This window comes from Burkholderia pulmonis, from assembly GCF_984667975.1.
This window is the reverse complement of record NZ_OZ480187.1, coordinates 3,233,822-3,245,344: the sequence shown is the minus strand read 5'-3', so window position 1 is coordinate 3,245,344 and position 11,523 is coordinate 3,233,822. Positions and strand designations below refer to the sequence as shown.

11 protein-coding genes are annotated in these 11,523 nt (G+C 66.4%); 7 read left to right on the top strand and 4 right to left on the bottom strand.

Annotated elements, in window-relative coordinates:
* Positions 1-118: 118 nt before the first annotated feature.
* The 4 genes from AC5LXK_RS31345 to AC5LXK_RS31330 all read left to right on the top strand — a co-directional run bounded on the left by AC5LXK_RS31345 (position 119) and on the right by AC5LXK_RS31330 (position 5,830).
* Positions 119-748, top strand: a complete 630-nt coding sequence (locus tag AC5LXK_RS31345; protein ID WP_493392528.1) for a TetR/AcrR family transcriptional regulator — start codon at positions 119-121, stop codon at positions 746-748.
* Positions 749-1,056: 308 nt separating this feature from the next.
* Positions 1,057-2,355, top strand: a complete 1,299-nt coding sequence (locus tag AC5LXK_RS31340) for a dicarboxylate/amino acid:cation symporter (protein ID WP_493392527.1) — start codon at positions 1,057-1,059, stop codon at positions 2,353-2,355.
* 450 nt (positions 2,356-2,805) lie between these two features.
* Positions 2,806-4,740 carry an SMP-30/gluconolactonase/LRE family protein gene (locus AC5LXK_RS31335; protein ID WP_493392526.1) on the top strand — a complete coding sequence of 645 codons (1,935 nt, stop codon included), beginning with the start codon at positions 2,806-2,808 and terminating at the stop codon, positions 4,738-4,740.
* 259 nt (positions 4,741-4,999) lie between these two features.
* Positions 5,000-5,830, top strand: coding sequence for a peptidylprolyl isomerase (locus AC5LXK_RS31330; protein WP_493392525.1), 831 nt, complete (start codon positions 5,000-5,002; stop codon positions 5,828-5,830).
* 31 nt (positions 5,831-5,861) lie between these two features.
* On the opposite strand, the gene AC5LXK_RS31325 is transcribed toward AC5LXK_RS31330, so the two are convergent.
* Together AC5LXK_RS31325 and AC5LXK_RS31320 are read right to left on the bottom strand one after the other, a co-directional pair.
* A complete protein-coding gene (locus tag AC5LXK_RS31325) occupies positions 5,862-6,299 on the bottom strand; it encodes a GNAT family N-acetyltransferase (RefSeq protein WP_493392524.1) in 438 nt (145 codons plus the stop codon).
* Between the two features lie 149 nt (positions 6,300-6,448).
* On the bottom strand, positions 6,449-7,327 hold the full coding sequence (locus AC5LXK_RS31320) for a LysR substrate-binding domain-containing protein (RefSeq protein WP_493392523.1): 879 nt from the start codon (positions 7,325-7,327) through the stop codon (positions 6,449-6,451).
* A gap of 158 nt (positions 7,328-7,485) precedes the next feature.
* Between AC5LXK_RS31320 and AC5LXK_RS31315 the strand changes: the two genes are divergently transcribed.
* From AC5LXK_RS31315 to AC5LXK_RS31305, 3 genes are all read left to right on the top strand, one after another.
* A complete protein-coding gene (locus AC5LXK_RS31315) occupies positions 7,486-7,986 on the top strand; it encodes a lipocalin-like domain-containing protein (RefSeq protein WP_493392522.1) in 501 nt (166 codons plus the stop codon).
* 202 nt (positions 7,987-8,188) lie between these two features.
* On the top strand, positions 8,189-9,481 hold the full coding sequence (locus tag AC5LXK_RS31310; RefSeq protein WP_493392521.1) for an MASE1 domain-containing protein: 1,293 nt from the start codon (positions 8,189-8,191) through the stop codon (positions 9,479-9,481).
* 13 nt (positions 9,482-9,494) lie between these two features.
* Positions 9,495-10,310 carry an alpha/beta hydrolase gene (locus AC5LXK_RS31305; RefSeq protein WP_493392520.1) on the top strand — a complete coding sequence of 272 codons (816 nt, stop codon included), beginning with the start codon at positions 9,495-9,497 and terminating at the stop codon, positions 10,308-10,310.
* An 87-nt stretch (positions 10,311-10,397) separates the two neighbouring features.
* Here the strand turns inward: AC5LXK_RS31305 and AC5LXK_RS31300 are convergent, their stop codons facing one another.
* Together AC5LXK_RS31300 and AC5LXK_RS31295 are read right to left on the bottom strand one after the other, a co-directional pair.
* Positions 10,398-11,012: an FMN-dependent NADH-azoreductase gene (locus tag AC5LXK_RS31300; protein ID WP_493392519.1), complete on the bottom strand. Its 615-nt coding sequence runs from the start codon at positions 11,010-11,012 to the stop codon at positions 10,398-10,400.
* Positions 11,012-11,461, bottom strand: coding sequence for a GNAT family N-acetyltransferase (locus AC5LXK_RS31295; RefSeq protein WP_493392518.1), 450 nt, complete (start codon positions 11,459-11,461; stop codon positions 11,012-11,014). Before AC5LXK_RS31295 ends, AC5LXK_RS31300 begins: the two co-directional genes overlap by 1 nt.
* Between the last annotated feature and the right edge of the window lie 62 nt (positions 11,462-11,523).

The following is an 11,523-nucleotide window of genomic DNA, read 5'->3' as shown; positions in this document are numbered from 1 at the left end:
CGCATCTTTGTGAAAATGTGTGGCGATCGCTTGATCATGTCGCCGCCTGCGCAACGTTCTCCCGCGAATGTGACGGGAAGTCGCCCCGGATTTGATCTCGGCCGGTGCCTTCCATATAATGAGACTAATTAGTCCGGTTATATCGGGAAGCATGGCTCGCACACGAAACGAAAACCTTCATCAGCAACGCCGGGAGCAGATCCTGGCCGCGGCCGCCCGGGTCTTCAAGGCCAGGGGATTCCACGGCGCGCGCACCGAGGACATCTGTGCGGCGGCCGACATGAGCGCGGGCGCGGTATTCCGGTACTTCGCCGACAAGCGCGAGATGATCGACGCGATCATCTCGGTCGAAATCGAACGCTATACGCAGGATGTTCAGCGCTTTCTCAGCCAGGAAGGGCTGCTGCGGCTTGTCCGCATCACGGCCGACGAACTGGCCGCGATGACCGGGCAGACCGATGAAGGCCTGGGTGTCGACAGCTGGCTCGAAGTGGCGCGCGATGCCGACCGGCGCCCCGATTTCGCCGCGCTCGACCGGACGATGCGCGAGGAACTCGCGCGCGTGCTGGCGCGCGGCCAGGCCGATGGCTGGGTCAGGCCGTCGCTGGATCCGGCCGGCGCCGCGAACATCGTCTTCTCGCTGTTCAACGGCATGTGGCTCGACCGCAGCCTCGGCACCTCCGCCGACATGGAGCAGATGGCCGCCGCGCTCGGCGATTTCTTCCGGACCTACGTCCTGGTTTCCTGACACCCACGCAGCGGCCCGCACTCACGGGTCGTTTTTATTCTTTCTTGTCCATTCATCCGACCCCAAAAATAACGGGCCGGATCGCGACAAAACCCGCCCTTCCGACGACATCTGGACGCAAATCAACCTCGGCCGCTTTCAGATTTGAAAGCCTGCGCGCCATTTGCGTTAGAATGCCCCCCCTTGTCCACCCCGGCGACCGCCCGGGCGGACGGGTCGCACACGTGGCGACACAGGTTCCGATTCGCAGCCGGACGCGAATGATTTGCCAGCCGTTAGCAACATACGTTTTGTGATTTGGACTACTAATGAAGAAGAAGCACAACATTACCAAGTACATCGTTGTCGCGATGATTCTTGGTATCGCCGTGGGTTACGCATGCCATAGCGCGTTTCCCGACCCGAAGATGGCGAAGGAAGTCGCCGGTTACGTGTCGTTGCTGTCTGATGTATTCCTGCGATTGATCAAGATGATCATCGCGCCGCTGGTATTCGCGACGTTGACCGTCGGCATCGCGCAGATGGGCGACGGCAGCGCGGTGGGCCGCGTGGGCGTCAAGGCGTTCGGCTGGTTCTTCATCGCATCGTTCACGTCGTTGCTGCTCGGCCTGCTGACCGCGACGATCCTGCAGCCGGGCAGCCACCTGAGCCTGCCGCTGCCGGCGACCGATGCAGCCCTCAACCTGAAGACGGGTGCCTTCACGCTGAAGGATTTCGTGGTCCACCTGGTGCCGAAGTCGATCGCCGAGGCGATGGCGAACAACGAAATCCTGCAGATCGTCGTGTTCTCGATCTTCTTCGGCACCGCGCTGTCGGCGCTCGGCGAAGCGGGCAAGCGCCTGACCGGCGTGATCGACGACCTCGCGCAGGTGATGCTGAAGGTGACGGGCGCGGTGATGTGGTTCGCACCCGTCGCGGTGTTCGCGGCGCTCGCGTCGACGATCACGACCGAAGGGCTCGGCATCCTGCTCACGTTCGCGAAGTTCATGGCGAGCTTCTATCTGGCGCTCGCGCTGCTGTGGGCCGTGCTGACGCTCGCCGGCGTGGTGTTCCTCGGCAAGCGCACGTTCACGCTGATCCGGCTGATCCGCGAGCCGTTCCTGCTGTCGTTCGCGACGGCGAGCTCCGAGGCCGCGTATCCGAAGCTGCTGGACGCGCTCGACCGCTTCGGCGTGAACCGCAAGATCTCGAGCTTCGTGTTGCCGATCGGCTATTCGTTCAACCTCGACGGCTCGATGATGTACTGCACGTTCGCGGTGCTGTTCATCGCGCAGGTGTACGGCATCCATCTGCCGCTCGGCACGCAGATCACGATGCTGCTGATGCTGATGGTGACGTCGAAGGGGATGGCCGGCGTGCCGCGCGCGTCGCTGGTCGTGATCGCGGCGACGCTGAACCAGTTCAACATGCCCGAAGCCGGGTTGCTGCTGATCATGGGCGTCGACATGTTCCTCGACATGGGCCGCTCGGCCACCAATGCGGTCGGCAACTCGATCGCGGCCGCCGTGGTCGCGAAGTGGGAAGGGCAGCTCGGTGAGCCGCGCGACGACAACGACCCGGATGGCGGGCGCGTGGCCGAGGTGAAGGTGCGGGAAACCGCGGCATGATGGATGGCAGCGCGGCGGCGACGGCGCGTTGCCCGACCCGACGTGCATGACGATCGCCGGCCTGGAATCGATATGGATCCAGGCCGGCGATTTGTTTTGTGCAAGAGCTTTTCCCGACGCTCCGGAAACGGCATTCGCCGTTTCATGATGTCGCCGTCGAATCCGCGGCGATCTTCCCGCAGGCGAATGCCTGATTCTCCCGATTCCCTCCCCGGCATGTCAGTGAACGTTCGCTGACGCGCAGTCGCGCTCGCCGCCAGCGCGAGCGATCCGCAATTTTTTTCGATTTATATCACGCTATTCTCGCCCTGCCCGTTACCGAAGGCATGCCGTACGTCATACCGACTGCGCCGGATGATTCAGGGGAAGAATTTACGCATCGCGATTTCACGCCATCTGGCCGGCCGATCCCTCATGTGAATGTTTGCCCCGTTCAGGAGAGCATCCGTCATGGTCGCCAGAAAACGAATCCAGGCTGCGCTTCTCGCCGCAGCGATCGCCTCGATTGCGCCGGCCGCGCAGGCAGGCAACACCACCGACTGGCTCGCGAATACGTACGGCACGCTCGCGGCGCACGTCGGCAACGTCGCGCGTGCGATGTGGGTCGCGCCCGAAGGCGTGATCTACACGGCGTCGATGTGGGACGAGGATGAAGGCGGCGTCGCGATCTACCAGAACGGCAAGAGCCTCGGCTCGATCGGTGCGCATTCGGAATTCCAGGGCAGCGCGATCACCGGCAACGCGACGTCGCTGTTCGTCGCGCTGCAGCCCGGCAAGACGGTCGGTAGCGGCGCGGTGGGGCGCTACAACCGCGCGACGAAGTATCGCGACCGCGTGATCCAGGTCAGCGCGGCGACCAACCAGCCGCGCATCGACGTGGTCACCGGGCTTGCGACGGCCGGCTCGCTGCTGTATGCCAGCGACTTCTACGGCAATCGCGTGCGCGTGTTCACCGCCGACGGCGTGTGGCAGCGCGATATCAGCGTGTCGGCGCCGGGTGCGCTCGCGGTGGACGGCGCGGGCAACGTGTGGGTCGCGCAGAAGGGGGCGGGCTCGATCGTCGGCTTCAGCCCGGCGGGCACGTTGCTGAACACGATCCGGATGCCGGCCGGCTCGCAGCCGTCGGCGCTGTACTTCGATGCGGTGGCCGCGCAACTGCTGGTGGGCGACGAAGGCCCCGACCAGAACATCAAGCGTTATTCGATAGCGGGCCGGCCCGCGCTGGCCGGTACGTTCGGTGTGCGCGGCGGCTATCTCGACACGACGACGGGCATCAAGGGGCAGGTCGGCGCGCAACGCTTCACGCGCATCGTCGGAATCGGCAAGGACACCGGCGGCAACCTGTATGTGCTCAACAACCCGTGGGGCGGCAGCTGGGATCTCGGCCGCAACGGTGCGACCGACATCCATGCGTACAGCAGCACCGGCAGCCTGCGCTGGACGCTGCAGTCGCTGAACTTCGAAGGCATCGCGGCGCCGGACCCCGTCACGGACGGCGCGCTGTTCTACAGCGGCACGCACGTTTATAGCGGCAGCGCGGGCGGCAGGTTCGTCGCGAATACCGTCGACCCGTTCGCGTATCCGTCGGACCCGCGCATCAACATGAGCGACACGCAGCGCGACGAACACTTCGGGCTGCTCACGTCGGTCGGCGCGAACCGGATCCTCGTCGCAGCCGGCCAGAATCCGCCGGTCTTCTACTTCTACCATTTCAACGCGGCGAACGGCTATATCGCGATTCCGGATGGATCGATTCCGGGCCCCGCGTTCAACACGACGCAACGCGTGACGAGCGGCTTCAGCGTCGACAGCAAGGGCGGCGTGTGGGCCGGCCTAGACAAGACCGGTGCGATCACGCATTACCCGCTGACCGGCTTCGACGCGAACGGCAAGCCGTCGTGGGGGCCAGGCGTCGCGACCCGCATCCCGGCCAGCATCCTGCCGCTCACCCGCATCGTCTATCTCGCCGACAGCGACACGATGGTGCTCGCGCAGGGCGCGATAGGCAGCAACGACTGGACGTCGATCGGCACGCGCATCGAGGTGTATCACGGCTGGCGCGCGGGCAACACGACGAAGCCCGATCCGGTGATCACGCTGCCGCACAGCGGCGCGAAATCGATCGACGCGGCCGGCAATCATCTGTTCGTCGGTTACTGGTTCAGCAGCAGCGGGCCGCTGTGGCCGAACGTCGACGCGTTCAACCTCACCACCGGCAACCTCGACACCACGCTGGTCAACGCGAGCCCCGCGACCGTCGATACCAGCAGCGCGATCGATGCGATGTACAGCATCCGCGCGTACCGGCGATCGAACGGCGAGTACGTGGTGATGAAGAACAACGTGAAGGGGAACAGCATCACCGTGTACCGGTGGACGCCTTGACCCGTTGAGCCTGCGGCCGTCCGCGCGTAGTCATGACGGTAATTGACGCGCTTTCGCGGGATTGCCGCGCAACACGAATGCAATGAACGGCGCGCACCATGCGCGCCGTGCCGCGTGGCGCGGCCGTTCCCAACCTCCCGACGCGGAAATGCGGTTCCGTGCACAATGACAGCGGCATGCGCAGACGCTGCGTGTGCGTGCACGATGAACTGGCGCGACATCCCCCTGCCGCGCTTTCCATGCTCGAAGTGACCAAACGATGAAGATGAAAACGACACCGAACCGCCTGTTGCTGATTGCCGCGCTGGCCGGCGCACTGAGCGGTCCTGTCCACGCACAGACGGCGGCGAACGTTGCGACCGTCAACGGCACGCCGATCACGCAGGCCGACGTCGATGCGCTGCTGCGCGCATCCGGCCAGCCCGATTCGCCGCAGGTCCGCCAGGCGATCAAGAACCAGCTGATCACGCGCGTGCTGGTTCAGCAGGCGGCCGAGAAGGCGAACTACGGCGACAAGCCCGAGGTCAAGGCGGCGGTGCAGCAGGCGAAGGTGACGGCCGAGGTGCAGCTGTACCTGCGCGACAACGTGAAGCCAGAGCCGGTGACCGACGAGCAGGTCAAGGCGCGTTACGACGCACTCGTCGCGACGCTCGGCAAGAACGAATACAAGCCGCGCCTGATCGTCGTCAGGGATCCGGTGACGGCGGCGACCGTGCTGAGCGAGCTGAAAGCGGGCAAGTCGTTCGACGGGCTGGCACGCCAGTACAGCATGGCGCCGAGCCGCGATACGGGCGGCGAGCTGCCGTGGGTGAGCTTCAGCACGCCGGCGGCGGAGGGCAAGACGTCCGGCCTGCCGCTGCCCGTCGCGCAGGCGCTCGAGAAACTGTCGGTCGGCGCGGTGACGAAGGATTCGATTCCGGTCGACGGCGTGCGGGCGATCGTGAAGCTGGATGCGAAGCGACCGACGCAGGTGCCGGGTTTCGAAACCGCGAAGCCGGGGCTGCAGCAGCAGCTGCAGGCGATCGCGGTCGAGAAGGCGAGTGCGCAGATGATCGGCAATCTGCTGAAGGACGCGAAGATCACGCAGTAACGGGCAGGCCGTGACGTTGCGACAGCGCGCGTCACGCGTGCCGGATCATGTTCGCGCTCGTGTCGGTTTCGGATACGACGCGAAAGCCGAGCCGTTCGTAGAGCCGCCGCGCCGGATTGCCGTGCAGCACGCTGAGCGACACCGGCACGTGTTCGCGTGCGGCGTCGGTCAGCAATACGTTCAGCACGGCCTCGCCGATTCCCTGGCCCTGGCGCGCGGGGTGAATCTGGATCTGATGGACGTGCCATTCGCCGGCGGCGCGCGTCACCTTCAGCAGGCCGATGGCGTCGGCGCCGTCGCAGACGATCATCGCGTCTTCGAAGTTCGCGCGGATGCGCCGGTCGTGCGCGTCGTCGTCGGTCGGCGCGCCGACGCGCTGCAGGTGCTCGGTCATCGTGAGCTGACGGAGCGTCAGCAGGAACGGGAAGTCGGCGGCAGAGGCCGCGCGCAGGCTGATCGCGTGTGTCATGGTGCGGACTCGTTCGTTCGGGAGCGTTGACGGGAAACTCGAACCCCGCAGCGAATGATTCCCGATCCCGCGAAGCCGGTCAAAGGGCCTGGTGCGGATTCCGCTGCGCATGCGCGGTCGTCCAGCCCGATGCGTCGGCAGGAGGCCGATTACACGTCGCCCAGATTGGCGGTCAGGTTGTCGATCACGACGCGTTTCAGGCTGGCGAGCGCGGAGGGCGCATTGCCGCCGGCGCCGTGGAGGCACACCTCGACGGACGGTAACGGCGGCAGGCCGTCGCGCTCGCCCAGCCGGCGCAGCGTCGGCGGCACGCCGACCGTCGTTCTCGGCGTAATGCCCAGCCCGCCCGCGACGCCGGCCCACAGGCTCTGCAGGCTGCCGGTCGTATAAGCGAGCCGCCACGGGATGCCGGCCTTGTCGAGCGCATCGGTCCCGGCCTTGCGGAACAGGCACGGCGGCTTGTACAGCGCGAGATCGAGCGACGCGCCGGCGTGCCGACGCACGTCGAAACCCGACGGCCCGATCCATGCCATCGGCAGCATGGCCAGGTGTTCGGCGTCGGCGCGATGCCCGCGGCCCATCGCGAGCACGAGGTCGAGCCCGCCACCGTCGAGCTGCTCCAGCAGCGCACCGTTGCCGTCGACGACGATGTCGACGCGCACGCCCGGATGCGTGCGTTTGAACTGGCCGAGCGCGACGGGCAGCCACGATTCCGCGAAATCGCCCGGCAACCCGAATCGCACGGCCCCCTCGATGGCCGAGCCGCGGATGGCGCTCACCGCCTCGTCGTTCAGTTCGAGGATACGGCGCGCATACGACAGCATCAGTTCGCCGGCATCGGTCGGCACGAGGCCGCGCCCCTGCCGGCGAAACAGCGGCTGGCCGATCTGGGTTTCGAGCTTGCGCATCTGCTGGCTGACCGCCGACTGCGATCGGCCGATCCGGTCGGCGGCGCGGTTGAGGCTGCCGAGCCGATCCGCGGCGAGCAGCGTGCGCAGCGCATCCATGTCGAGATTCGGGAGTGTCATGATTCGGTTTTACTTATAAGTCGGTTTCAAATTATCGTATTTATTGCACATTTACCCCGCTACCATCAAGCGAACCGTTCATGGCGGTTCACGGGGATGCGCGCATGCGCTGCGGATTTTCGTGACGTTTCTTTTCCTCTTTCTGACAAGGACTCCGAATGAAAATCGGCTCGATATTCCGTCAAGGCTTCCCCGGCATGCTGTTGGCCGCATCGATGGTTCCCGGCAGCGCATCGGCGGAACCGTCGCTCGCGGGGACCTGGGCCCTGGTCGCGGCGGACGTTCAGCATCCCGACGGCACGATCGGCCGCGACTACGGCACCGATCCGAAAGGCCTGCTGCTGATCGACCTGTCCGGGAACTACTCGCTGCAGATCTTCAAGTCTGAACGCCCGCGTTTCGTGTCGAACGACAAGGCGGGCGGCACGCCGGATGAATTCCGTGCGGCCGTGCTCGGGTCCAGCACCCATTACGGCACGCTGACCGTCGATCCCGCGAAGCACAAGCTGGCGTTTCACATCGTCGACTCGTCTTATCCGAACTGGATCGGGCAGACGCAGATGCGCAGCTATCAGTTGAAAGACGGCGAACTGAGCTATCGCGTTCCGCCGCGCCCCAACGGCGACATACCGATCTCGGTATGGCGGCGCGTCGATTGAGACGGGCGCCGACCCTGCGCCGATCGCAAACGGGCACGCGCGCGGCCGGCGCGGCCCGATCGACCGCGCAGGCCGTGCGCGCTTGGTCGCAGGCCCGCGACCGCCCATTCTGCTCCGCCGGTATTCCACCGTCCGCCCTGTCCGCATATCATTCGCACATCGCGCTCCTGCAGGCGGCAGGCGCGGCACACAGGGATTCTCGATGGACACGAAACGATCGCGGCCGGGGCTCGTCGCTGCGCTGCTCTGGGCGGCGCTGTATCTCGCGACCGGCTACATCTCGCACGAGTTCAACGGCCCCGTCCGGCTGACGGGCTACATCTGGCTGCCGGCCGGCGTGACGGTCGGCGCGTTCATGCTGCGGCCGGTGCGCGAATGGCTGACGCTGGCCGGTGCGTTCCTGGTCGGGCAGCTCGCGCTGACCACGATCGAGCACGGCAGCCTCGTCAACGCGGTGCTGTTCACGATCGACGAGGTCGGCGCGGCCGCGCTCGCGGTCTGGCTCGTGCAGCGCGTGCGCTTCTCGCTCGAGGGGCTGTACTTCCTGCGCTCGGTGATCCTCGCCGGGATGATCGCGGGCGTCGTCGGCGCGGTCGGCGGCGCGGCGTGGTACACGATCGTCAAGGGCGCGCCGTTCTTCGACGTGTGGTCGGTGTGGGCCGCGTCCGATTTCGTCGGCGTACTGCTGGTCACGCCGGTGCTCGCATCGTGGTCGCGCTTTCGCGCGCACCGCTCGGGCGACCATGAGCGCTTCGACCTGGTGCTCGGCATCGTTGCATTCGCGCTGCTCACGATCGTCGCGCTCGTGATCTTCGACGGCGACACGGCGCAGAAATTCGGCACGGGCGCCGGCTTCGCGCTCACGTATATCCCGCTGTTCCTGACGGTTGCGGTCACGCTGCTGCTCGGCGGCCGCGTGGGCTCGTCGTCGGTGCTGGTGCTCGCGCTGATCGTGATCGAGCAGACCGCGCAGGGCGACGGCCCGTTTTCGTCGTTCCACGAGCACTACGGCAACGCGCTGCTCGAAGCGCAGCTCTATATGGCGGTCGCGTCGCTGCTGGTGCTGACGGTCAGCACGCTGAAGACGACGCGCGAGCGCGTGCACGAACATGCGGCGGTCTTGCAGAACAACATGGAGCTTGCGCTCGCGAGCGCCGGCCAGATTGCGTACGTGCTCGATCCGGTGTCAGGCAGGATCGACTGGAGCGGCGACGTCGAGCGCGTGTTCGGCGTCGGCGTCGACGCGTCGCAGATCGCGAGCGTGCCGCTCGTGCTCGAACGCGTGCAGCCGGGCGACCGCGACGCGCTGAGCGATTACTGGAATGCGGAGATCGCGGGCGAGGATCGCGCATCGCTGTCGCTGCGCATCGTGCAGCGCGACGGCGGCACGCAGACGATCACCGATCACGGCGCGCCGCTGCTCGATTCGAACGTCGACGTGACGGTGGTCGCGGGCGTCTGGCAGATCGAGCGCGTGTGGCCGGCGGACGAATGAGCGGATACGCGTCATGACGGACCGCACGGGCGTCCTGCTGATCCACGGGCTCGGCGGCACGCAATACGATCTCGGCTCGCTGCACAAGGCGGTGCGGCGCGCGGGCGGCGACACGCACATGATCACGCTGCCGGGGCACGGCACGCGCCCCGAGGATCTGGTCGGCGTGCGTGCGGAAGCGTGGCTCGACGCGGTGACCGAGCAGTATCGCGCGCTGGAACGCGAGTACGACACGCTGCATGTCGCGGGCATGTGCATGGGTGCGCTGGTCGCGCTGCTGCTGTGCCATCGCGTGCAGCATGCACGCGGCCGGCTCGCGTTGCTGGCCGCGCCGGTGTTCCTCGACGGCTGGTCGACGCCGTGGTACCGGGCGCTGCGGCACGTGCTGTACCGCGTGCCCGGTGTCGCCGAACGGATGCGCGTGGAGGAAGGCGATCCGTTCGGCATCAAGAACGCGACGATCCGCGCGATCGTGAAGAAGAAGTTCGAGCGGGAGGACAGCTTCCACTATGCGTGGGTGCCGCTCGCGTGCGTGAAGCAGGTCGACCGGATGCGCGACTGGGTGCTCGAGTCCGCCGCCGGCACGCCGTGCCCGGCGCTCGTGCTGCATGCGCGCGAGGACGAGCTGACGAGCCTGCGCTCGGCCGATTTCCTGCTGGAAAAGATGCCCGACGCGCGCGGGATCGTGCTGGAAAACAGCTATCACATGATCTGCGCGGACAACGATCGCGACGACGTCGCGCGGCACGTGCTCGAATTCTTCGGGTTCGATCCCGCGCATGCGGTGAGCCCGGCGATGGCGCGCCGGATGGGGCGGCTGGAGCCTTGACGGCGACGCGCCCGGCCCGGGGCGCCCGATATCAGCGGCCCCCGGTACGCATCCGGTAACGCATGCGCGTGCGGGGGCGTCGAGCGTTCATGCGGTTTCCGTCGCCCGTCGGGCCAGCAGGGCCGATGCGGCCAACTGGCCGCGTACCGCATCGATGGCCGCGCCGTCCGGCGCAATGCCTTCAAGGTAGATGAAATCGACCGTCGACAGGCCGATCACGGCCAGCACCTGCTTCAGGTACGGCGTCAGGAAATCGGGCTGCCGTGCCGCCGGCCCCGTGCAGATGCCGCCGGAGCGCACCAGCACGAGCACGGGACGATCGGCGAGCAGGCCGAATTTGCCTTCCGGCGTGGCCGTGAACGTGCGGCCGATCCGCAGCACGTAATCGATCCACAGCTTCAGCGCGGCGGGGACCGTGAAATTGTGCATCGGCGTGCTGATCAACATGCCGTCGCTGTGTTCCACTTCCGCGATCAGCTGTTCGGAGCACGCGAGCGCGGGATCGGCGTTCGGTTGCCTCGCGACCAGCGCATGCGCATAAGCGGTTGACAGAGAAGGCAACCCGGGTTCGCCGAGGCTGCGCGACACGACACGTGCGTGGGGGCGTTCCGCCTGCCATTGCGCGATGGCTTCGTGCGCGATGCGCGCGCCCAGCGAATGGCTGCCATGCGGGCTGGCATCGACAAAAAGAAGATTGTTCATCAGAGCGCCTGCAGAGACTGGCTGAAATGCATGCCGCGGGACAGCAGCCCCTGGCGGAAATAGAAACGCTGCGCGAGCGCATTGGACAGCCCGGTATCGAGTACCAGGTGCATGCAGCCGTGCTGCCGTGCGTCGTCGCGCACCGCATCGAGCAGCCGCTCGCCCAGCCGCTGGCCGCGTGCGTGCTCGGTCGCGACCAGGTCGTCGACGTAGACGAAGCGGCCGTACAGCGTGTTTTCGAGGTGACGGTATCCCGCCAGCGCGACGACTGCGCCGTCCGCGCCGGCGTGCCGTGCGGTCAGCAGCACATAACCTTGTTCGGCCTGGCGGCGCATCTGCCGCACGAACGCATCCGGATCGGTCAGGTGGGGGCGCAGCTCGCGCATCACGTCGGCCGCCGACCGGTAGTCCTCGTCGGTCACGGCTCGTTTCAAATGGATTTCTGGCATCACGATGGCTCCACGGTAACGCTGCTACTTTACAAACCGGATGGCGTATCCTGAAGGGGCAT

Bases quoted from the DNA above. Each gene is read 5' to 3' on its own strand.
- AC5LXK_RS31345 (WP_493392528.1), top strand. From the start codon at position 119: ATGAGACTAATTAGTCCGGTTATATCGGGAAGCATGGCTCGCACACGA.
- AC5LXK_RS31340 (WP_493392527.1), top strand. From the start codon at position 1,057: ATGAAGAAGAAGCACAACATTACCAAGTACATCGTTGTCGCGATGATT.
- AC5LXK_RS31335 (WP_493392526.1), top strand. From the start codon at position 2,806: ATGGTCGCCAGAAAACGAATCCAGGCTGCGCTTCTCGCCGCAGCGATC.
- AC5LXK_RS31330 (WP_493392525.1), top strand. From the start codon at position 5,000: ATGAAGATGAAAACGACACCGAACCGCCTGTTGCTGATTGCCGCGCTG.
- AC5LXK_RS31325 (WP_493392524.1), bottom strand. From the start codon at position 6,299: ATGACACACGCGATCAGCCTGCGCGCGGCCTCTGCCGCCGACTTCCCG.
- AC5LXK_RS31320 (WP_493392523.1), bottom strand. From the start codon at position 7,327: ATGACACTCCCGAATCTCGACATGGATGCGCTGCGCACGCTGCTCGCC.
- AC5LXK_RS31315 (WP_493392522.1), top strand. From the start codon at position 7,486: ATGAAAATCGGCTCGATATTCCGTCAAGGCTTCCCCGGCATGCTGTTG.
- AC5LXK_RS31310 (WP_493392521.1), top strand. From the start codon at position 8,189: ATGGACACGAAACGATCGCGGCCGGGGCTCGTCGCTGCGCTGCTCTGG.
- AC5LXK_RS31305 (WP_493392520.1), top strand. From the start codon at position 9,495: ATGACGGACCGCACGGGCGTCCTGCTGATCCACGGGCTCGGCGGCACG.
- AC5LXK_RS31300 (WP_493392519.1), bottom strand. From the start codon at position 11,012: ATGAACAATCTTCTTTTTGTCGATGCCAGCCCGCATGGCAGCCATTCG.
- AC5LXK_RS31295 (WP_493392518.1), bottom strand. From the start codon at position 11,461: ATGCCAGAAATCCATTTGAAACGAGCCGTGACCGACGAGGACTACCGG.